The sequence below is a fragment of the Cupriavidus gilardii genome (assembly GCF_013314895.1).
GTDB classification, from domain to species: Bacteria; Pseudomonadota; Gammaproteobacteria; order Burkholderiales; family Burkholderiaceae; genus Cupriavidus; species Cupriavidus gilardii_C.
In genome coordinates this window covers 31,832-52,591 of sequence record NZ_JABTYE010000030.1, presented here as the reverse complement: position 1 = coordinate 52,591, position 20,760 = coordinate 31,832, and the positions used below count along the sequence as shown (strand labels likewise).

General features: G+C 68.5%; 23 protein-coding genes. 9 read left to right on the top strand and 14 right to left on the bottom strand.

Features of this window, described 5'->3' with window-relative positions; all coding sequences use genetic code 11:
* On the bottom strand, window positions 1-902 hold a 902-nt coding region (locus HTY53_RS22295; RefSeq protein WP_174108795.1), incomplete at its 3' end, for a UbiD family decarboxylase.
* A gap of 651 nt (window positions 903-1,553) precedes the next feature.
* Between HTY53_RS22295 and HTY53_RS22290 the strand changes: the two genes are divergently transcribed.
* Window positions 1,554-2,678, top strand: coding sequence for a lytic transglycosylase domain-containing protein (locus HTY53_RS22290; RefSeq protein WP_174108794.1), 1,125 nt, complete (start codon window positions 1,554-1,556; stop codon window positions 2,676-2,678).
* A 152-nt stretch (window positions 2,679-2,830) separates the two neighbouring features.
* Here the strand turns inward: HTY53_RS22290 and HTY53_RS22285 are convergent, their stop codons facing one another.
* From HTY53_RS22285 to glyA, 13 genes are all read right to left on the bottom strand, one after another.
* Entirely contained in the window at window positions 2,831-4,015 is a 1,185-nt protein-coding gene (locus tag HTY53_RS22285) for a pyridoxal phosphate-dependent aminotransferase (protein WP_174108793.1), read from the bottom strand.
* A gap of 195 nt (window positions 4,016-4,210) precedes the next feature.
* Window positions 4,211-4,705, bottom strand: coding sequence for a transcription antitermination factor NusB (gene nusB, locus HTY53_RS22280; RefSeq protein WP_149317773.1), 495 nt, complete (start codon window positions 4,703-4,705; stop codon window positions 4,211-4,213).
* On the bottom strand, window positions 4,698-5,198 hold the full coding sequence (ribH, locus tag HTY53_RS22275; RefSeq protein WP_053821206.1) for a 6,7-dimethyl-8-ribityllumazine synthase: 501 nt from the start codon (window positions 5,196-5,198) through the stop codon (window positions 4,698-4,700). Before ribH ends, nusB begins: the two co-directional genes overlap by 8 nt.
* Window positions 5,199-5,272: 74 nt before the next feature.
* Window positions 5,273-6,382: a bifunctional 3,4-dihydroxy-2-butanone-4-phosphate synthase/GTP cyclohydrolase II gene (ribBA, locus tag HTY53_RS22270; RefSeq protein ID WP_174108792.1), complete on the bottom strand. Its 1,110-nt coding sequence runs from the start codon at window positions 6,380-6,382 to the stop codon at window positions 5,273-5,275.
* 316 nt (window positions 6,383-6,698) lie between these two features.
* Window positions 6,699-7,328, bottom strand: a complete 630-nt coding sequence (locus HTY53_RS22265) for a riboflavin synthase (protein ID WP_174108791.1) — start codon at window positions 7,326-7,328, stop codon at window positions 6,699-6,701.
* Between the two features lie 78 nt (window positions 7,329-7,406).
* On the bottom strand, window positions 7,407-8,525 hold the full coding sequence (gene ribD, locus HTY53_RS22260; protein ID WP_174108790.1) for a bifunctional diaminohydroxyphosphoribosylaminopyrimidine deaminase/5-amino-6-(5-phosphoribosylamino)uracil reductase RibD: 1,119 nt from the start codon (window positions 8,523-8,525) through the stop codon (window positions 7,407-7,409).
* A 104-nt stretch (window positions 8,526-8,629) separates the two neighbouring features.
* Window positions 8,630-9,238 carry a GspH/FimT family pseudopilin gene (locus HTY53_RS22255; RefSeq protein ID WP_238510700.1) on the bottom strand — a complete coding sequence of 203 codons (609 nt, stop codon included), beginning with the start codon at window positions 9,236-9,238 and terminating at the stop codon, window positions 8,630-8,632.
* Window positions 9,181-9,636: a type IV pilin protein gene (locus HTY53_RS22250; protein ID WP_174108789.1), complete on the bottom strand. Its 456-nt coding sequence runs from the start codon at window positions 9,634-9,636 to the stop codon at window positions 9,181-9,183. The genes HTY53_RS22255 and HTY53_RS22250 overlap by 58 nt, the downstream gene beginning before the upstream one ends.
* A gap of 2 nt (window positions 9,637-9,638) precedes the next feature.
* A complete protein-coding gene (locus HTY53_RS22245) occupies window positions 9,639-10,358 on the bottom strand; it encodes a pilus assembly protein (protein WP_174108788.1) in 720 nt (239 codons plus the stop codon).
* Window positions 10,352-11,359, bottom strand: coding sequence for a PilW family protein (locus HTY53_RS22240; protein ID WP_254600072.1), 1,008 nt, complete (start codon window positions 11,357-11,359; stop codon window positions 10,352-10,354). The genes HTY53_RS22245 and HTY53_RS22240 overlap by 7 nt, the downstream gene beginning before the upstream one ends.
* Window positions 11,356-11,913: a hypothetical protein gene (locus tag HTY53_RS22235; RefSeq protein WP_174108787.1), complete on the bottom strand. Its 558-nt coding sequence runs from the start codon at window positions 11,911-11,913 to the stop codon at window positions 11,356-11,358. The genes HTY53_RS22240 and HTY53_RS22235 overlap by 4 nt, the downstream gene beginning before the upstream one ends.
* Window positions 11,914-12,030: 117 nt before the next feature.
* Window positions 12,031-12,495, bottom strand: a complete 465-nt coding sequence (gene nrdR / locus HTY53_RS22230; protein WP_053821213.1) for a transcriptional regulator NrdR — start codon at window positions 12,493-12,495, stop codon at window positions 12,031-12,033.
* Between the two features lie 70 nt (window positions 12,496-12,565).
* Complete coding sequence (glyA, locus tag HTY53_RS22225; RefSeq protein ID WP_174108786.1) at window positions 12,566-13,813, bottom strand: serine hydroxymethyltransferase; 1,248 nt, start codon at window positions 13,811-13,813, stop codon at window positions 12,566-12,568.
* Window positions 13,814-14,334: 521 nt separating this feature from the next.
* On the opposite strand from glyA, the gene ybgC reads away from it, so the two are divergent.
* The 8 genes from ybgC (at window position 14,335) to queC (ending at window position 20,718) form a co-directional block, all read left to right on the top strand.
* Complete coding sequence (ybgC, locus tag HTY53_RS22220; protein WP_174108785.1) at window positions 14,335-14,739, top strand: tol-pal system-associated acyl-CoA thioesterase; 405 nt, start codon at window positions 14,335-14,337, stop codon at window positions 14,737-14,739.
* Window positions 14,736-15,419, top strand: a complete 684-nt coding sequence (tolQ, locus tag HTY53_RS22215; protein WP_174108784.1) for a protein TolQ — start codon at window positions 14,736-14,738, stop codon at window positions 15,417-15,419. Before ybgC ends, tolQ begins: the two co-directional genes overlap by 4 nt.
* A gap of 25 nt (window positions 15,420-15,444) precedes the next feature.
* Window positions 15,445-15,882 (top strand): protein TolR, encoded by a 438-nt coding sequence (gene tolR, locus HTY53_RS22210; RefSeq protein ID WP_149317785.1) that lies wholly within the window; start codon window positions 15,445-15,447, stop codon window positions 15,880-15,882.
* Window positions 15,883-15,933: 51 nt separating this feature from the next.
* Window positions 15,934-16,941, top strand: a complete 1,008-nt coding sequence (gene tolA, locus HTY53_RS22205; protein ID WP_174108783.1) for a cell envelope integrity protein TolA — start codon at window positions 15,934-15,936, stop codon at window positions 16,939-16,941.
* 323 nt (window positions 16,942-17,264) lie between these two features.
* On the top strand, window positions 17,265-18,518 hold the full coding sequence (gene tolB, locus HTY53_RS22200; protein ID WP_174108799.1) for a Tol-Pal system beta propeller repeat protein TolB: 1,254 nt from the start codon (window positions 17,265-17,267) through the stop codon (window positions 18,516-18,518).
* A 30-nt stretch (window positions 18,519-18,548) separates the two neighbouring features.
* On the top strand, window positions 18,549-19,055 hold the full coding sequence (pal, locus tag HTY53_RS22195) for a peptidoglycan-associated lipoprotein Pal (protein WP_149318008.1): 507 nt from the start codon (window positions 18,549-18,551) through the stop codon (window positions 19,053-19,055).
* Window positions 19,056-19,109: 54 nt separating this feature from the next.
* Window positions 19,110-19,868, top strand: a complete 759-nt coding sequence (ybgF, locus tag HTY53_RS22190) for a tol-pal system protein YbgF (RefSeq protein ID WP_174108781.1) — start codon at window positions 19,110-19,112, stop codon at window positions 19,866-19,868.
* 160 nt (window positions 19,869-20,028) lie between these two features.
* Window positions 20,029-20,718 carry a 7-cyano-7-deazaguanine synthase QueC gene (gene queC, locus HTY53_RS22185; RefSeq protein ID WP_174108780.1) on the top strand — a complete coding sequence of 230 codons (690 nt, stop codon included), beginning with the start codon at window positions 20,029-20,031 and terminating at the stop codon, window positions 20,716-20,718.
* Window positions 20,719-20,760 lie beyond the last annotated feature (42 nt).

Here is a 20,760-nt window from a genome sequence, read left to right as displayed (position 1 = left end):
TAGCCGGACGGGTGGGTTGGGTCGGGCTGGATATGGCCCTCCAGCACGATCTCGGCAGAGGCCGGCACGCTCAGCTCGGACAGCGTCGGCGTCAGGCATCCGGCCAGCGCGGTACGACTGCCGCGCAGCAGGCCGGCGAACTGGTATTCGGACAGCGTATCGGGCACCGGCGTGACCGCGCCAAGCATCGTGGCCGGATCGGCGCCGAGCGCGACCGCGATCGGAAACGGCTTGCCCGGATGTGCGAGCGCATGCTCGCGGAAATCCAGCGCGCCGCCGCGGTGGGCGAGCCAGCGCATGATGACCTGATTGCGGCCGATCACCTGCTGACGGTAGATGCCCAGGTTCTGCCGCTTCTTGTGCGGGCCTTTGGTTACCACCAGCCCCCAGGTGATCAGTGGCGCGGCGTCGCCGGGCCAGCAGGTCTGGATCGGCAGGCGCGTCAGATCGACGTCATGGCCTTCCCAGACGATCTCCTGGCAGGCGGGGCTGGAGACCTTCTTCGGCGCCATGTCCCAGACCGACTTGACCAGCGTGAACAGCTTGCCGGCCTCGCGCAGTCCGCGCGGCGGCTCGGGTTCCTTCAGCGCCGACAGCACGCGCCCGATGTCGCGCAGATCGGCCAGCGATTCCGCGCCCATGCCCAATGCGACCCTGCGTGGGGTGCCGAACAGATTGGCCAGCACCGGCGTGTCGAAAATCGCCCCAGGAGCTGCCGTGGTGTCGCCTGCGGTCGCGGTCCGTGTGGGCCTCTCGAACAGCACCGCCGGACCTTCGGCCCGCAGCAGCCGATCGCAGATCTCGGTCATTTCGAGGTCCGGCGACACTGGCGTCGCAATGCGCCGCAACTCGCCTTGCTGTTCGAGTTGACCGATGAAATCGCGCAAGTCTTTGTATTGCATCAGGAATTTGTCGTTTGGCGAGGGGCGGGGCGATGGCGCCACGCTCGTCGGAGAGCGGATTGGAGTGCAGTACGGTCCCTGTTCGACCGCGCCGCGAGAAAAATTTTGCGCTACAGCGTACCGGCAAATTGTAAGTTTTTTTCAAAGGCAGGCGGACGGGCCGGGCCCGACAACCTAGGCCAGCACTGCGATTGCGACCGGTCGAGTGATTCCTTGACCCCACGATAGCGGGGTTTCGTTATAACGGAAAGGAATGATTTTTCGTTCCTTAATTCTTGACTCGATATAAAACGGTTTTTACAATCGCGTCTGCTCAAAGGTGTGCTGCGTTGCAACAACGAACTTCTCGATCCTGTCAAGGGGTGTAACGCAGATCACCATGTTGGATCAACCAGAGCGGACCGCTACAAGGGAGGTCCCTCCGATCACCGCCGGCACTGACCGGCGCGTCTTGAGTCTTCGCAGCAGGGCAGGCTACCCCAAGAGCCTCCTCTGCTAATCGCTGGGCGCTTGGGGAGCGCCCACCAACAACAGATGCCGGTCGCCCCTGCAAGGCGGTGCGGTGTCCTTACTTGACTACGTTGCCAGAGGACGGTGATGCGTGGGCGAATGCCCTGCAGGACCGGGAGACGGCGGCGCATGGAGGTAAGCATGAGTGGTTGGAAAACCCTTCATCTTCCCGGTGTCGGGCGGGCGTTGCAGGTCCGCTTCAGGCAACCGGTTCCCGGTGTGCGGCGTGCCCTGCAGGTTCGTCTCGCGCATCCGGTCGCAGGCCGCGCGTTGCGCAGCGGTCGTGCAACCTTGAAGTACGCGCTGAACAGCGCCGGTCTGATCGCAGTGGTGGCCGGTATTTCGCTGTCGGTCAGCCAGGAATGGCGCACCGCGCTGGCCGGCATGCTGGCCGGCGACGAAGCGCCTGCGATTCTGCTGCAGGCGGCGACCGCGTCGGCGCCGGCGCATGCCAGCACGGCCGACGTGGCAGCAGCCAAGCTGCTGCCGGCGGTCAAGGTGCCGGCCGGCGGCGCCGCTGCCTCGCCGGTAGCGACGGCCGCCACGGCCGGCCTGCCGACCGTCTCGGGCGTTGGCGAGTGGGCCAATGCCAGCCAGTCGAAGGTGCCGTCGGTCGCCCATCTGGCGGCCCGTATTCCGGCCCAGCGCGTGGCCCTGGACGCGCGATACAGCAGCACGCTGGCCAGCGCCCGCGAACAGGCCGCCGTGGCCGAGTACATCGCGCGCAAGTACCGCGTGGCCGCACAGGCGACCGCGCAGCTGGTCAAGGCCGCGTATCTGACCGGCCGCGAGGTTGGCATCGATCCGCTGCTGATCCTGGGCGTGATCGCGATCGAGTCCAGCTTCAATCCGTACGCGGAGAGCGGCGTGGGCGCGCAGGGCCTGATGCAGGTGATGACCAAGGTCCACCAGGACAAGTACGAGCACGTCGGCGGCGTCGCGGCCGCGCTCAATCCGTACGCCAACATCAAGATCGGTGCGCTGGTGCTGAAGGATTGCATCGCCCGCGCCGGTTCGATCGAAGGGGGCCTGAAGTACTACGTCGGGGCCACCACGGCGACCGATGGCGGTTATGGCGCCAAGGTGCTGGCCGAGCGCGCACGGCTGCGCCAGGTGCTGGGCGTCCGCGGCAACGCGCCGGCGGCCAAGCCGGACGTGATCGAGTCACTGCCGGGGCCGTCGTCGACCAAGACGCAGGCCGAGCATACGCCGGAGCCGCAGGACAGCCTCGAGCTCGAGGCGGCGCAGACGCCTCGCAAGGCCTGATCCCGGTCGGATTCCTAGGACGGATTCCTCGGTTGGATTCCCGCGCGGCTTGTCCGCGCAGCGCGAAAAGAAAAGCGGCGCAGCCTGATTGGCTGCGCCGCTTTCGTTTTGGTGGGCCGCGGCGATGGCCGCCGATTGCGCTATCGCGATCTCTATTGCCCGAACAGCTTGCCCAGCCGCCGCATCGCCTCGTCGATGTGGGCCATCGACGTGGCGTACGAGATGCGGATGTACTCGCGCGCGGTATGCGGGCCGAAATCGAGCCCGGGCACGAGCACCACGCCGGCCTCGTGCAGCATCGCCTGCGTCAGCCGGTCCGAATCGCCGGCGGCCGGGTGCTGCACGCCCCGGCAATCGGCGTAGACATAGAAGGCGCCATCGGGTTTGACCGGTACGCGGAAACCCAGCGCTTCGAGGGCCGGCACGATGGCGTCGCGGCGGCGCTGGAACTCGGCCTTGCGCCCGTCGTAGATCGCCAGCGCCTCGGGCGTGAAGCAGGCCAGCGCGGCGTGCTGCGCCACCGCGGAGGCGCAGATGAACAGGTTCTGCGCGACCTTCTCGAAGTCGGCGACCAGCGCGTCCGGCACCACCAGCCAGCCCAGCCGCCAGCCCGTCATGTTGAAGTATTTGGAGAAGCTGTTGACGGTGACGGCATTGTCGTCCAGCGACAGCGCCGATACGGGCGCGCCGTCGTACGACAGCCCCTGATAGATCTCGTCGACGATGGCGAAACCCCGGCGCCGGCGCACCTCGGCGAGGATGCCCGCCAGCTCGTCCGGCAGGATCGACGTGCCGGTCGGGTTCGACGGCGAGGCCAGCAGCACGCCGCGGGTTTGATCGCCCCAATGTTCGCGCACCTGGTCGGCGGTCAGCTGGAAGCGCGCCTGCGGGCCGCTGGGGATCATCCGGGCGACGCCGTCGAAGGCCGCGACGAAATGCCGGTTGCACGGATAGCTCGGGTCGGGCATCAGCACCTCGGCACCGATCTCCACCAGCACCGCGCAGGCCAGCAGCAGCGCGCCCGAGGCGCCGGCGGTGACGATCACGCGCCGGGCCGGGATATCGAGCCCGTAGGCAGTCTTGTAATAGCCGGCGATGGCCTCGCGCAGCGCGTGGATGCCCAGCGCGCCGGTGTATTGGGTCACGCCACGACGCATCGCCGCTTCCGCCGCGCGTACCACCGGCTCGGCCGCGGTGAAGTCGGGCTCGCCGATGCCCATATGGATGATGTTCCGGCCGGCGCGTTCGAGTTCGGCCGCCTGCTTGGCGAGCTCCATCACGTGGAAGGCGCGGATATTGGCGAGGCGGGAGGCGGTGGCGAGGCGCTGTGGGTCCATGGCGGGAAAGAGGATTCGGAGTCGTTGTTGTCGATGTCGGGGGAAAACGGCGCGCGGCAAACGGCGCGGCAATCAGCGCGGCAAACGGCGCGGCAAACGGCGCGGCACACGGCGCGGTACGCGATCATCGCCCGAAATGAAAACACCCGCCTGGGCGGGTGTCGGTCCGGCGCGTGCCGCGGGGCAGGGCGCCGGTCAGCGTCGGGCCGCGACCTCGGTGGCGCGCACCTGGGCGGCGACCTTGTCGAGCACGCCGTTGACGTACTTGTAGCCCTCGACGCCGCCGAAGGTCTTGGTCAGCTCGACGGCCTCGTTGATGACGACCTTGTACGGGATATCGATGCAGTGCACCAGCTCATAGCTGCCGATCAGCAGCGCGGCCCGCTCGACCGGCGACAGCTCCTCGACGGTGCGGTCCAGGAACGGCGAGAAGGCGGCGGTCAGCCGTTCTTCCTCGCGCACGGCACCATTGAGCAGCGCGTCGAAATGCTCGCGGTCGGCCTTGTTGAAGCCCTGGGCGTCGTGCAGATGGGCCTGGATCGCGCCGATGTCGTTGCGGTTCAGCAGCCACTGATACAGGCCCTGCAGCGCCAGTTCGCGCGAACGGCGGCGCGCGCTCTTGGGCGGCGCCTTGGCGTCGGAGCGGCCGGACTTGGCGGCAGGCTTGCCGCCCTGTGCTGCATCACTCATCGTCGTCCTCGTCCTCGTCGTCCTGGCCGCGCAGCGAATCGAGCGCTGCCACCAGGTTGGCCATCTCCACCGCGGCACGGGCGCAGTCGCGGCCCTTCTCACGGGTGCGGGCATGGGCTTGCGCGTCCGTATCGACGGTCAGGATGCCGTTGGCGATCGGCAGGTTGAAGTCCAGGCCGACGCGCGTGATGCCCGCGCCCGACTCGTTCGACACCAGCTCGAAGTGGTAGGTCTCGCCGCGCACCACGGCGCCCAGCGCGATCAGCGCATCGAACTGGCCGCTCTCGGCCATCTTTTGCAGCGCCAGCGGAACTTCCAGTGCGCCGGGCACCGTCACCACCAGGGTGTCTTCGCCTTCGATGCCGAGCTTTTCCAGCTCGGCCAGGCAGGCTTCGCGCAGTTCGTCGCAGACCGGCTCGTTGAACCGCGCCTGCACGATGCCGATGCGCAGGCCTTCGCCGTCGAGGTTGCTCGGGTAGAAACCGTGATCCATATCGTTCTCCAGGGTTCGGTGGGGGGCCGCGCCAGGGTGGGGCGGCCCCCGGTATCGGGTAGTGTCAGGGGCGCTTAGTCGTCGTCGCCGTTCATCGGCTGGTAGCCGGTCACTTCGAGATCGTAGCCGGTCATGCTGGGCATCTTGCGCGGCGAGGCCAGCACGCGCATCTTGCCGACGCCGACATCGCGCAGGATCTGCGCGCCGATGCCGTAGGTGCGCAGGTCCGGCTTGCGCGGGGCGCGGGTCTGCGGTTCGTCCAGCGCGCTGAATTGCGCGAACAGCCGCTCGGCGCTGTCGCCGCAGTTCAGCAGCACCATCACGCCGCTGTCGGCCGCGCCGATCGCCTCCAGCGAGGCCGGCACGGTCCACGAGTGGGTGGTGCGGGAGACTTCGAGCAGGTCCAGCACCGACAGCGGCTCGTGCACGCGCACCAGCGTTTCCCGGTCGCGCTGCGGCTCGCCCTTGATCAGCGCCAGATGGGCCTGGCCGCTCGGCGTGTCGCGGTAGGCGATGCTGCGGAAGGTGCCGTACGGCGTCTGCATGGTGCGCTCGCCGACGCGGTCGACGATGCATTCGGTGCGGCTGCGGTAGTGAATCAGGTCCGCGATGGTGCCGATCTTCAGGCCGTGCAGCTCGGCGAATTCGATCAGGTCCGGCAACCGCGCCATGGTGCCGTCGTCCTTCATGATTTCGCAGATCACCGCGGCCGGTGTCACGCCGGCCAGCGCGGCCAGGTCGCAGCCCGCTTCCGTGTGTCCGGCGCGCATCAGCACGCCGCCGGGCTGGGCGGTCAGCGGAAAGATGTGGCCGGGCTGGACCAGATCGCTGGGCTTGGCGTCGCGGGCAACGGCGGCCTGCACGGTACGGGCGCGGTCGGCCGCCGAAATGCCGGTGGTGACGCCCTCGGCCGCCTCGATCGACACGGTGAACGCGGTGCCGTGCGGGGTGCCGTTGCGGCTCACCATCGGATGCAGGTCCAGCTGGCGGCAGCGTTCCGGCGTCAGCGTCAGGCAGATCAGGCCGCGGCCGTACTTGGCCATGAAGTTGATGGCCTCGGGCGTGACGAAATCGGCCGCCAGCACCAGATCGCCCTCGTTCTCGCGGTCTTCCTCGTCGACCAGGATGACCATGCGGCCGGCACGGATCTCGGCAATGATGTCTTCGGTTGGGGCGATCGTCATGAGGTAGGCAAAGGAAAGTCTGGCGGGGGCGGCCCCGGGGCGATGCCCGTGAGGCGACTGCGGCGCGCCGGGGCGGCGCGCGGTTTAACCCGGCATTGTACGCGATGCGGGCCGGGGGCAAGGGGCGCCCGGGGGCTGCTTGGCCGAGCCGCACGGTGGGGATGGACGCGGGGATGGATCCGGGGATGGATCCGGGGATCGAGCCCGGGGATCGAGCCCGGGGATCGAGCCGGGGGATGGACCCGGAGGCTGGACCCGGAGGCTGGACCGGGTCGAATCCGGGTCCGGCGGGCCTGTGCGGGCCCGCCGACGGGTTTCAGCCCGCCTTGCCCTCGGCGCTCAGCATCCGTTCCACGTAGCGCGCGATCAGGTCGATCTCCAGATTGACCTTCGCGCCGGGACGCAGGTCCTGCAGCGTGGTCACCTCGATCGTATGGGGAATCAGGTTGATCGAGAATTCGCAGCCGTCCGCCTGGTCGGCCACGCGGTTGACGGTCAGCGAGACGCCGTTGACCACCACCGAGCCCTTGTACGCCAGATAGCGCGCCAGCTCCCGCGGCGCCCGGATGCGCAACTCGTGCGATTCGCCGACCGGGGCGAAATGGGTGACCTCGCCGAGACCGTCGACATGGCCGGACACCAGATGGCCGCCCAGCCGGTCCGCGAGCCGCAGCGCCTTCTCCAGATTGACGCGGCCGGGCTGCGCCAGGCCGGTGGTCTTGTCCAGCGACTCGCGCGAAACCTCGACGTCGAAACGACCGGGCCGCAGCGCCACCACGGTCATGCAGGCGCCCTGGATCGCGATGCTGTCGCCGATCTGGACGTCGGACAGATCGAGGCCGCCGGCGTCGATTTGCAGGCGGACGCCGGCGTTCTCGGTGTTCTGGTCGCCCAGCGGCGTCACGGAGTCGATGCGGCCGACGGCCGCCACAATGCCAGTAAACATGGTCTGGTCAGCAGAGAAGGAAATCGAAGGGGTAGAGGAAAGCGGCATGCGGGCAGTCCGGTGCGAGGGCCGTGCCGATCAGCCGGCCGGATGGCGCCGCGCGATCAGCCGCAGGTCGTCGCCGATCTGCCGCACATCGTGCCAGCGGAAGGCCGGCGCATCCTGCAGGCGGGCCAGCGGCGGCAGGTTGAACATGCCCTGCGCGTCGCCGAGCAGCCGGGGCGCCAGATAGACCAGCAGTTCGTCGGCGCAGCCTTCGCGGATCAGCGAGCCGTTGAGCTTGAAGCCGGCTTCGACGTGCAGCTCGTTGATGCCGCGCCGGCCCAGCTCTTCCAGCATGCGGCGCAGCTCGACCTTGCCGTAGGCGTTCGGCAGCACCACCACTTCGGCGCCGCGCGCCTCCAGCGCGGTGCGGCGCGCGCGATCGTCGATCGCGCAGAACACCAGCACGGGTTTGGCGAACTCGCCGGTGTCCGGCGTCAGCATGCGGGCATCGAGCGGGACCTCGAGGCGCGAGTCGATCAGCACGCGCTGGGGCTGGCGCGGCGTGTCGATGGCGCGCACGGTCAGCTGGGGGTCGTCGTCGCGCACCGTGCCGATGCCGGTCAGGATCGCGCAGGCGCGGGCCCGCCAGGCATGGCCGTCGTCGCGCGCGGCCTGGCCGGTGATCCACTGGCTGGTGCCGTCGTGCAGCGCGGTGCCGCCATCGAGCGATGCCGCGACCTTGACGCGGACCCAGGGCAGGCCGCGCGTCATGCGCGAGACGAAGCCGATATTCAGGTCGCGCGCCTCCTTTTCCAGCAGGCCGCAGCGCACGTCGATGCCGGCATCGCGCAGCCGCTGCAGGCCCCGTCCCGATACCGCGGGATTCGGATCCTCCATCGCCGCGACCACGCGCTTGACGCCGGCACGCACCAGCGCATCGGCGCACGGCGGCGTGCGGCCGAAATGGCTGCATGGTTCGAGCGTGACGTAGGCGGTGGCGCCGGCGGGATCGATGCCGCGCGCCGCGGCGTTCTTCAGCGCCTGGATCTCCGCATGGTCCTGGCCCGCGGGCTGCGTATAGCCTTCCCCGATCACCTTGCCGCCCTTGGTCAGCACACAGCCCACGCGCGGATTCGGCGTGGTGATGAACATGCCCCGCGCGGCGAGCGCGAGGGCCTGCTGCATGGCGGCGTGATCGGTATCGGAGAACATGAGTGGGCGGTTTCCTGCCGGTTGTCTTGACTGGCGTGGCGGGCCGGGTAATTCGATCGAACGTGCCGGGCCGCAGTCCGTGGCCGGTTCAGCTCAGGCCCGGCTCAGGGCTCGGCGCCGGGCCGGCTGTCGCAGTCGGCGTCCTGTTCGGGCGTACAGATGCGCAAGCGGCCCAGCGCGCCGAGCCTGACCTGACGTTGGGCGCGGCCGCAGCGCAGGGTAAAGGTGGCGGCATAGAAGCCGCCACGTTCCGACCGAGAGTATCCCACAGGAGCCAGACGCAGCGCGCGGCTGCCATCGGTGGCGCGCAGCGCGACGCGCAGGCAGGCGGCGCCGAGGCCCACCGCAGATAGCGGCGGCGCGTCGTCGGCCTCGCTTGCGACGATGCGCCAGCCGCGCGAGAAGTCCGCCGCGCCGGACGGCGGCGCCAGCAGGACGGTGCTGCGCCTGGCCAGCGCGAATTCGCGCGCCGCTTCGATCGATGCCGCCAGCAGATCGGCCGCCAGGCGGACCTGCTGGCGCTCCAGCGCGTCGCGATAGGACGGGTAGCCGGAGGCGGCCAGCGTCGCCGTGATCGCCATCGCGGCGAGCCATTCGATCAGCGAGGCGCCCGCCATGTTCTCGCGGCGCGGTCGGGCAGCACCGCAGGGCGCCTTCAACAGCCGTCCGGCCATGGTGCCGGGCCGGCCGTGTCCGTCGATTCCACCAGCCACGCTCCGCTGCTGCGCAGGATCAGCGTGCCGCAAGCGGGGTCGGGCCATTGGGGCACGGCGTGCAGTTCGATGCAACGGCCGATGTCCGCGTCGCGCTGGCCGGCATCGGTGCAGGGCAGCGCCGCAAGCCGGTAGTGCGGACGCGCTGGCGGCGCAGGCACCCACTGTGGCCAGCGTCCGGCCGGACGGTTGCCGCTGTCGTCGGCGAAGCTGCCGCGAGCCATCGCGTGGCGCTGCAATTCGAGCATCGCCGCGATCATCGCGGTGCGTGCTTGCGCCCGCCAGCTGCGTTGCACGTGGCGATGCCAGCTGGTGGCCGCGATGCCGGCGACGATGGCGGCGATGACGATCGCGATCAGGAGCTCGATCAGCGTGAAGGCGGCGCGGTTGGCGCTCATGTTCAAAATGGCGGGACGAGCTCGCGCCAGCTCACGCGACCGACTCGGCCGCGTCCGGGCTGGCTCGGCGCTGCAGGGCGTGGCGACGGATCGATCCATTCGGTCTGCAACACGACCCGGGTGGCGGGATCGCGGCCCTGACCGAGTGCGGTGATGCGATAGCGCTGCGGGGGCGCACCAGCGGGGGAACCAGCGGGCGATGACCCGCCGACGGTCGGCAGTGGCAGGCGTTCGATCAGATAGCGCGGCACGATGGTCGTCCCCGCCATCTCCGGTGGAATCGGCGGCAAGGTGGCGCCGGTCACGCTGCCGATCGGTATGCCGATGTCGTTGGCAAACAGGACGCCGTCCATCCAGGCGCGCCACGGCGGCGGCTGGCCCGCCGCCGGGCTGCACAGGCCGCGCTGCGCCTGCGTGCCGCAATGCCCGGGCGCAGGCCATGAGGCGAAGCGGCCGGTGGAAGCGGTCGATGCCGCGCCGGTGCCGGACGCCGCCGTGGCACGCGACAGATCGCGCTCGCCATCGAATAGCGCGGTTTCGGCGCCGCGGAACGCGATCTCGCGTTCGAGCCGCTGTCCGATCGCCTGATGTCCCGCGAGCAGCAGCACGAACAGCGCGCCTGCCAGCGCCAGGGTCAGCGTCGACATCACCACCACGGAGATCAGCGTAATGGCACCGCCAGCACGATGCGGCGGCATCGCCCCGTCAATGGTTGTCAGCATGATGACTCTGCGCAGAACGGCGCATTGCGCAGCCATACCGTGGTGGCGAAGACGCGCCGCAAAGCGGCAGGCCGCGTGCGCGGCACGAACGCGATGTCGTCGCCTTGCTCGCCCGCCGTGCGCGCCGGCAGCAGGGCAAGCGGCGAGGCTGGCGAGCCGCCCACGCCGGCCCCGGTGCGCAGCACCAGTGCGATCTGTACCGCCAACACCTTGCGCCAGGCAGCCGGCCCGTCGACGTTCAGCTCGCTGGCGCGCATCACGGAGTCGACGCGGCCGTCGCCATCGCGATCGACGCCGTAGCGCAGCTGCAGCGTCTCGACACCGCGGGCCAGCGCGCCCGTGCTCCACGTGTTGTACCCGGTACCGCCGTCGCTGCGACCGGGGTAGCGACACAGCAATTGCGGCTCGCCGTCCGCGCCGTCGGCGACGTACAACAAATTGGCGCTCAGATAGCGCGGCGCCTGCGGCGACGAGGCTGGCGCCGTTGCGGCAGCGGGCACCGTGATCGCGACGGGATATCCGCTGCAATCGGCCAGGTAGCGGTCGGGCATCGCCGGATCGCCGAACGGATGGTCACCGCCGAAGCGGATCCACAGCGCATCGCTGCCGGCGATGCCGGGTTTGCCGCAGTTCAGCGCGTCTCCGAGAGCCGGTTGTCCGCAGTCGTCGCGGCCGATGAGCGGCGGGGGCAGCGCGGCGGTGGGCGCCGGATGCCAACCCGCATGGCGCAGCAGCGTGGCGACGGTTTCCAGCAAGGCGCCGCCGCGCTGCTCCAGTTCGCGTTGCTCGGCGGCGATGACATAGGCCGTGCGCATGGTGTGGAACGTGGTTACCGCAGCCCCGGTCGCCAGCATTCCGAGCAGCAAGCCGACCATCACCTCGACCAGCGACGACCCGGCCGGTGCGGCGCAGCGCCACGTCCGGTCCGCGCTGACGATGACGGTCGATGCGATGGCGCGCGGCGCCATGACCATCGCGATCGTTACGATCGACGCCATCATGGCCGCAACCGCAGCGCGATGGCGCGTAACGCGGTCCGAGGTTGGGCGTCCCCAGCTTCTAAGCGTATGCCAGGTGTGGAAGGCAACGGGCCGACCACGACGACGCGCTGGCCGGCGGGACAGCTCGACTGGGCCGCGTCGGCCGGCACCGTCGCGCACCAGCGTGGCGATGGCAGGCCTGGACGCTGCGCCAGCGCCGGCAAGCGGGCGGGATCGGGTACGGCTTCATGTCCCGCGAGCCCTGCCAGCTCCGCGAGTTCGGCGCCCTCGGCGGCGAGCCGCAGTGCCTGGCCAATCAACAAGGGCTCTCGCCACCATTGCAGGGCGGTGGGGCCGAGCCAGGCCAGCGGCAACAGGCCGATGCCGAGCAAGGCCAGCGCTACCAGCGATTCGAGCAGCAGATATCCGCGGAGGCGTATCCAGGGGCGGTTGGACAAGCACAGGGGAGGGCAGGCGCGAAAAACCGTGCGCCATGGAAGGGCGCCGGTGTTCGAGGCGCCGGAAGGCGCCGAAGCGGTCGACAGCCCGGAAGCCGCCGAAGGGATTGCATCCATCGCTCTGGTCCTGTGCGTGACAAGCGGGGACCAGATTAATCGTCAGCGAGCGCGAATAAGGTTTCCGACCGTGGAGGATGCGACAAGGATTGCAACAGCGGCGATCGTGTTCAGCGCTCAGCGCTTGCCGTTGGGCGAGCTGACTTCGGCGAGCACGTCGGAGAACTCCGACACGTCCTCGAAGCTGCGATAGACCGAAGCGAAACGGATATAGGCGATCTTGTCGAGCTTGCGCAGCTCGCGCATCACCAGTTCGCCGACCTGGCTGCTCGGAATTTCCTTCTGCCCCAGCGCCAGCAGCTTTTCCTCGATGCGCGCGATCGCCTCGTCGATGGCCTCGGCCGACACCGGCCGCTTGCGCAAGGCCAGCCGCATCGAATCCTTCAGCTTGCTGCGCGCGTAATCGACGCGGCTGCCGTTCTTCTTGACGATGGCCGGGAAGAACAGCTCGATGCGCTCATAGGTGGTGAAGCGCCGGTCGCAGGCCTCGCAACGGCGGCGCCGACGCACGGTATCGCCTTCCTCGGACATGCGGGTGTCGAGCACCTGGGTATTGGAGTGACCGCAGAAGGGACATTTCATCGGACCACCTGGGGGCGGAGTTGGACTGCCGCGCGCCCCCGGCGAACCGGGGGCGCGCGGCGACGGCCGATCAGCCGTAGACCGGGAAGCGCTTGGTCAGCGCCGCGACCTGCTCGCGCACGCGCGCGATGTTGTCGGCATCGTGCGGGTTGTCCAGCACGTCGGCGATCAGGTTGGCGACCTGGCGCGCTTCCTCTTCCTTGAAGCCGCGCGTGGTCATCGCCGGCGAACCCAGGCGGATGCCCGAGGTCACGAACGGCTTTTCCGGATCGTTGGGGATCGCGTTCTTGTTGACCGTGATATGCGCGTCGCCCAGGATCTTCTCGGCTTCCTTGCCGGTGATCTGCTTGGCGCGCAGGTCGACCAGCATCACATGGCTCTCGGTGCGGCCCGAGACGATGCGCAGGCCGCGCGCGATCAGCGTTTCGGCCAGCGCCTGGGCGTTCTTGACGACCTGCTGCTGATACGCCTTGAACTCGGGCGACAGCGCTTCCTTGAAGGCGACCGCCTTGCCGGCGATCACGTGCATCAGCGGGCCGCCCTGGATGCCGGGGAAGATCGCCGAATTGATGGCCTTCTCGTGCTCGGCCTTCATCAGGATCACGCCGCCGCGCGGGCCGCGCAGGCTCTTGTGCGTGGTGGTGGTGACGAAGTCCGCGTGCGGGACCGGATTCGGGTAGACGCCCGCGGCGATCAGGCCCGCGTAGTGCGCCATGTCGACCATGAAATAGGCGCCGACCGACTTGGCGACGGCGGCGATGCGCTCGAAGTCGATGCGCAGCGAGAAGGCCGATGCGCCGGCGATGATCAGCTTCGGCTTCTTCTCCTGGGCCAGCTTTTCCAGCGCGCCGTAGTCGATGTCCTCGTCGGCGTTCAGGCCGTAGCTGACCACGTTGAACCACTTGCCGCTCATGTTCAGCGCCATGCCGTGGGTCAGGTGACCGCCTTCGGCCAGGCTCATGCCCATGATGGTGTCGCCCGGCTTGAGCACGGCGAAGAACACGCCCTGGTTGGCCTGCGAGCCCGAGTTCGGCTGCACGTTGGCGGCTTCGGCGCCGAACAGCTGCTTGACGCGGTCGATCGCCAGCTGCTCGACGATGTCGACATATTCGCAGCCGCCGTAATAGCGCTTGCCGGGATAGCCCTCGGCGTACTTGTTGGTCAGCTGCGAGCCCTGGGCGGCCATCACGGCCGGCGAGGTGTAGTTCTCGGAGGCGATCAGCTCGATATGGTCTTCCTGGCGCTGATTTTCCTGCTGGATGGCGGACCAGAGTTCGGGATCGATCTGGTCGATCGTGTAGCGGCTGCGTTCGAACATGGCGAAACTCGTCTGTAGATGGATCGGTGAAATACGTCGGCGGTTGACGCGAATGACGCGATTACGGCGGATTACCGAAGGATACGGGAACGGTACGACGGTAGGGCGCGCGGGGAAGACGCATGCGAACCGCGTCGCCGGCGTGGGCACGAGGCCCGGAGCTGGCGGCGCAGGGCGCACCCTGCTTCCCATTCGCTGGCCCAGGCGAGCGGCAGGCGCGGCGGCTATCGCAAGGGACCGAGGCCGGGCGCGGCGCGCTGGCTTCGGACCGCTTCCGGTGGCTTGGCGCCAGAGATCTTGCGCTTCCTCGTGGTAGTACCCACTGACTTCGCCAGTCGCGCAAGGTGGAATGGTTGGCCGGAGTTTACGCGAGGCCCCGGCTTGCCGCAAGCCGGCGGGGCCGCTTGTGGCGGGGCCTGGCGGGCTGGAAGGGGGCTGCTCGTCTGTAGGATGCGCCGGCGTTGCGTTGTCGGACGCCGTGTGACACCGAAGCCGCGCCTGCGTCCGTTACAATCGCGGCCATGACGAATTTCGTATGGCCCCTGCGCGTCTACTGGGAAGACACGGACGCCGGCGGGGTGGTGTTCTACGCGAACTACCTCAAGTTTTTCGAACGAGCGCGCACCGAATGGCTGCGCGCGCTCGGTATCGAGCAGCAGGCCCTCGCCGACGAATCCGGCGTGGTCTTTGTCGTGCGCAGCACGGCGGTGGAATACAATGCGCCCGCCCGGCTGGACGATCTGCTGGAGATCCGCACCCGTATTGAACGGGTCGGGCCGGCCTCGGTCCAATTCGCCCAGGAAGCGTGGCGCGGGCCGCAGATGCTGGCCGCGGGCACGATCCGGGTGGGATGCGTGGACCGCGACAGCTTCCGCCCGGCCCCGATTCCCGCACCCGTCCTCGCAACCATCAAGACCGCTCGATGAATCCCGTGACCGTCACGCAAGACATGTCGATCCTTACGCTGGTGCTGCACGCCAGCTTCCTGGCGCAGGCCGTGATGGCCTTGCTGGTCGTCATGTCCCTGTTTTCCTGGACCTATATTTTCCGCAAGCACATGGCGCTGCGCGCCGCGCGCACCCAGACCGAAGGCTTCGAGCGCGATTTCTGGGCGGGCGGCGATCTGCAGGCGCTGTATCACAGCGCGGCCAACAACCGGCACAGCACCGGCGCGCTCGAGCGGATCTTCGAATCGGGCATGGGCGAATACCTGAAGGCGCGCGAGCGCAGCAACGACGCCGGCGCGCTGCTCGACGCGGCCCGCCGCGCGATGCGGGCGGCCTACCAGCGCGAGATGGACGTGCTCGAATCCCACCTGCCGTTCCTCGCCTCGGTCGGCTCGGTCAGCCCCTACATCGGTCTGTTCGGCACGGTCTGGGGGATCATGAACGCCTTCCGCGGCCTGTCCAACGTCCAGCAGGCGACGCTGGCCTCGGTCGCCCCCGGCATTGCCGAAGCGCTGGTGGCCACCGCGATCGGTCTGTTCGCCGCGATTCCGGCGGTGATCGCGTACAACCGCTACGCGACCGAGATCGACCGTCTGGCGATCCGCTTCGAGAGCTTCATGGAAGAATTCCTCAACATCCTGCAGCGGCAGACCCGCTGAAGGCCAGGCCAAGGAGAAGCGCAGCATGGCAGCCATTCAGCGCCGCGGCGGCTCGCGCCGCCGGGCCAGCGCCGACATCAACGTCGTGCCGTACATCGACGTGATGCTGGTTCTGCTCGTCATCTTCATGGTGGCGGCGCCGATCGTCAGCCCCGCCGTGGTGGACCTGCCGACCGTGGCCGACGCCACGCCGCAGCAGAAGACGCCGCCCATCGTCGTCACCGTGCACGAGGACGGCACGTTGACCGCGCGCGGCAAGAGTCCCGAGGGCGCCTCGTTCGAGCGCAAGCTCGACACCAAGGGCCTGCTGGATTTCGTGCACCAGCGCCAGAACGAGAATCCGGACCAGCCGGTGGTGATCGCCGCCGCCCGTGCGGTCAAGTACGAGGCGGTGCTCGACGTGATGTCCGAACTGAAGGCCGATGGCGTCAAGCGCGTCGGCCTGATGGTCAAGTCCAAGTAACCGCTGGATGACGACCGGATGTCGCCCGGAACCTTGCCGTTAGCCTTTCCCATGAAGACCGCCGACTCCTATCCGTATCAGCCGGTCAAGGAACGCGGCACGCTGCGCTCCTTCCTGCTGGCGCTCTTCATGCATCTGCTGCTGGCCATCGTGCTGTACTACGGTGTCAATTGGCAGATCAGCACCCCGGCCGGCGTCGAAGCCGAACTGTGGGAGGAAGTCCCCGATACCCCGGCCCCGGAGCCCGCGCCGCGCCCGCAGCCGCAGCCGACCCCGGCGCCGCCTGCGCCCGTGGCGCAGCCCAGGCCCGAAGAGGACGCCGACATCGCGCTCGAGCGCCAGAAGCGCCGCGAAGCCGAACAGCGGGAGGCCGCGCGCAAGCAGGCCGAGCTGAAGGCGCGCCAGGAGCGCGAGGAACGCGAAGCGGCCGAGCGCCGCGAGGCGCAGCGCAAGGAAGAACAACGCAAGGAAGCCCTGCGCAAGGAAGAGCAGCGCAAGGAAGAGCAGCGCAAGGAAGAACAGCGGAAAGAAGCTCAGCGCAAGGAAGAGCAGCAGCGCGCCGAGGAGCAGAAGCGCAAGGAGCAGGCCGAGCGCAAGGAAGAGCAGGCGAAGAAGGCCAAGGCCGACGCCGAGGCCAAGGCAAAAGCGAAGGCCGATGCGGAAGCCAGGGCCAAGCGCGAGGCCGCCGCCAACGCGCAGCGCCAGGCCGAACTGGCCCGCCTGAAGGCGCTGGCCGGCGGCAGCGGCTCGGGCGGCGGCACGTCGGAGAACGCCGGTTCGGGCGGCCGCGCCTCGCCGGGCTACGCCGACAAGGTGCGCCGCCGGGTCAAGCCGAACATCGTGTTCACCGAGGACGTGCAGGGCAATCCGACCGCCGTGGTGTCGGTGTCGCTGGCGCCGGACGGCTCGCTGCTGTCGGCCCGCCTGTCCAAGTCCAGCGGCAATTCGGCCTGGGACAACGCCGTGCTGCGCGCGGTCGAGCGTTCCGACCCGCTGCCGCGGGACGACAACGGCAAGGCGCCGTCGAGCTTCACGATCACTTTCCGGCCCAAGGACTGAGGCGGGGAAGCGTATGATTTGCAACATAGTGCAACCGGGATCGCTGGCTGCCGGGCGGCTGGCTACCATCCACGGTTGCCTGACGCGGCCCGGCGGCGCCTCGCTCCGCGCGCCGTTGCCGACGCGTCCGATGCATCGATTGACGATCTCGATCTAGATAGAGGAGCAGCATGCGATCGCTTTTGGCCCCGCTTTTGGCTCATTTGGCCCGTCCGGCCCATGGGGGCTTCGCCTGCCGGGCGACCGACGCCCGCCGCGGCACCCCGGCCACGACCCTCCCCAACCGGCGCACCGGCCGTTCGGCCGTGCTGGCCTGGATCACCATGGCGCTGGCCATGATGCTGACGATGGGCACGGCCCACGCCCAGCTGAACGTCGAAATTTCGGGCGTCGGCTCCAGCCAGTTCCCGATCGCCGTCGCCAACTTCCAGAATGAAGGCGCGGCGCCGACCAATCTGACGGCGATCATCCGCGCCGACCTGCAGCGCAGCGGGCGCTTCCGCAATGTCGACGTGGCCGGCGCGACCGTGGCCGAGACCGCCAACGTCGACCTGGCCGGCTGGAAGACCCGCGGCGCCGACGCCTTCGTCGCCGGCAGCGTGACGCCGGCCGGCGGCGGGCGCTACGAGGTCCGCTTCCGTCTGTACGACACCGTCAAGGGCGCCAGCCTGGGCGGCCTCGCCTTTACCGTCGGCCAGGACCAGTTGCGCGTGACCGCGCACAAGATCGCCGACTATATCTACGAGAAGCTGCTGGGCGAGCGCGGCGTGTTCGCCACCCGGCTGTCCTACGTCTCGCGCGTCGGCAACCGCTTCCAGCTGTTGATCTCCGACTCCGACGGCCAGAATTCGCGCGTCGCGCTGACCAGCAACGAGCCGATCATCTCGCCGTCGTGGTCGCCGGACGGCGCCAAGGTGGCCTACGTCTCGTTCGAGGCGAAGAAGCCGGTGGTCTATGTGCATGACCTGGCCACGGGCCGCCGCACGCTGGTGTCGAACCAGAAGGGCAACAACAGCGCCCCGGCATGGTCGCCCGACGGCCGCCATCTGGCACTGGCGCTGTCGCGCGACGGCAATACGCAGATCTATCAGGTCAATGCCGACGGTTCGGGGCTGCGCCGCCTGAGCCGCAGCAGCGCGATCGATACGGAGCCGCAGTATTCGCCGGACGGCCGCCATATCTACTTCACCAGCGACCGCGGCGGCGCGCCGCAGATCTACCGCATGCCGGCCGCCGGCGAAGAGTCGGGCGCCGCTCAGCGCGTGACCTTCAAGGGCAACTACAACGTCAGCCCGCGGATCTCGCCGGACGGCAAGCAGCTGGCGTACATTAGCCGCGGCGGCGGTTTCAAGCTGCAACTGATGGACCTGGGCAGCGGCGATGTCACCGCGCTGACCGATACGGCCAACGACGAGGCGCCGAGCTTCGCGGCCAACGGCAAGTACATTCTCTACGCCACTCGCGTCGGCGGTCGCGCGGTGCTGGCGGCGGTGTCGACCGATGGACGTACCAAGCAGGTTTTGTCGCTCCAGTCCGGCGAGGTTCGCGAGCCGTCCTGGGGACCCTTCATGCAATAACAGAAACAGGAGCCTCCTACCATGTCCAACATGATCACCAAGTCTCTCGCCATCGCCGTTCTGCTGACCCTCGGCGCCTGCTCGTCGGGCGTCAAGCTCGACGACTCCGCCAAGGCCGGTGCCGGCACCGGCGGCACCTCGACCACCGATCCGCGCGCCGTCGCGCCGGTGGACGTCTCGCGTGACCCGCTGAACGACCCGAACAGCCCGCTGGCCCGCCGCAGCGTCTACTTCGACTTCGACAGCTACAGCGTCAAGCCGGAATACCAGGGCATGCTGAACGAGCACGCCAAGTACCTGCAGGGCAACCGCAGCCGCCGCATCCTGATCCAGGGCAACACCGACGAGCGCGGTACCAGCGAGTACAACCTGGCGCTGGGCCAGAAGCGTGCCGAGGCGGTGCGCCGTTCGCTGGCGACCATGGGCGTGCCCGAGAGCCAGATGGAAGCGGTCAGCCTGGGCAAGGAAAAGCCCAAGGCGCTGGGTCATGACGAAGCGTCGTGGGCCGAGAACCGCCGCGCCGATATCGTCTATTGATACCCGTCTGGATTCGTTTCGATCCATTGATTCCGCGCTGAAGAAAGTCGATCCATGAAAGCAAGCGTCTCTACTCTGTCGTGGCTAGTCGCCGCAGTTTGTGCCGGCCTGTTGCCGGTCGCCCAGGCGCAGGCCGGTGTCTTCGACGATGACGAGGCGCGTCGCGCCATCATCACGCTGCGAGAGCAGTTCAATGGCTTCCAGGCCACTGCCTCGCAGCGGATCGACCAGAACAGCCGCGCCCAGATCGATATCCAGAACCAGCTCGAAGGGCTGCGCCAGGAAGTGGCGCGGCTGCGGGGCCAGAACGAGGTGCTGCAGAACGAGGTTGCCAATCTGCAGCGCCAGCAGAAGGACTACTACGCGGACCTGGACGCGCGGCTCAAGAAGTTCGAGCCGCAGCAGGTCACCGTGGAGGGCCAGCAGGGCCTGGCCCAGCCGGGCGAGAAGACCGAGTACGACGCCGCGCTCAAGCAGTTCCAGACCGGGGACTTCAAGGGCGCCGGCGCCAATTTCTCGGCCTTCATCAAGAAGTATCCGCAGAGCCCGTATCTGCCGCTGGCGCAGTACTGGCTGGGCAATTCGCTGTACGCCCAGCGCGACTACCGCGGCTCGATCACGGTGCTGCAGAACATGGTCCAGGCCAGCCCGACGCACCCCAAGGTGCCCGACGCGATGATTGCGATCGCCAACAACCAGCTGGAATCGAACCAGAAGGCGGCGGCGCGCAAGACGCTGGAGCAGGTGGTGGCCAAGTACCCCGGCACCGAAGGTGCGCAGGCGGCCAGCAACCGGTTGAAGACGCTGAAGTAACGTCCCCGTCGTCCCGGGTTCGCGGGGCGACGTGTGGAAAGATGCCGAAGGCCCGCGCAAGCGGGCCTTTTTTCGTGGTCGCGCTAAAATAACGGGTTACCCGATTTACCGCGAAGGCCGGCTGGCGCTTCGCGCGCTACCCGGCATGCGCCACCCCGAGATGACCCAACGCGCAATCGTCCTGCTTTCCGGCGGTCTGGACTCCGCCACCGTGCTCGCCATGGCCAATGCCCAGGGCTTCGAAACCTATGCGCTGTCGATGCGCTATGGCCAGCGGCATTCGTCCGAACTGGAGGCGGCCAAGCGGGTCGCCGCCGCGCTCGGCGCGAAGCGGCACGAGATCGTCGATCTGGATCTGCGCCGCTTCGGCGGCTCGGCGCTGACCGACGACGCGCTGGACGTGCCGACCGATGGCGCGGCCGGCGGCATCCCTGTCACCTACGTGCCCGCACGCAACACCATCATGCTGTCGCTGGCCCTTGGCTGGGCCGAGGCGATCGGTGGCCGCGACCTGTTCTTCGGCGCCAATGCGGTCGATTATTCGGGCTATCCCGATTGCCGTCCGGAATATGTGCAGGCCTACGAGGCGCTGGCCAACCTGGCCACCAAGGCCGGTGTCGAGGGCGAGCGCATCCGCGTCCACGCACCGATCATCGACATGACCAAGGCCGAGATCATCCAGGCGGGCGTCCGGCTCGGCGTCGACTACGGCATGACCGTGTCGTGCTACCAGGCGGACGAGCAGGGCCGCGCCTGCGGCGTCTGCGATTCCTGCCGGATTCGCCGGGCGGGCTTCGACGCCGCTGGCGTGCCGGACCCGACCCGCTACCAGAACGTCGCGTCATCCTGATGGCTCTGGTGCGGCTATTCCGCTTGTTCCTTATCGTTCTGC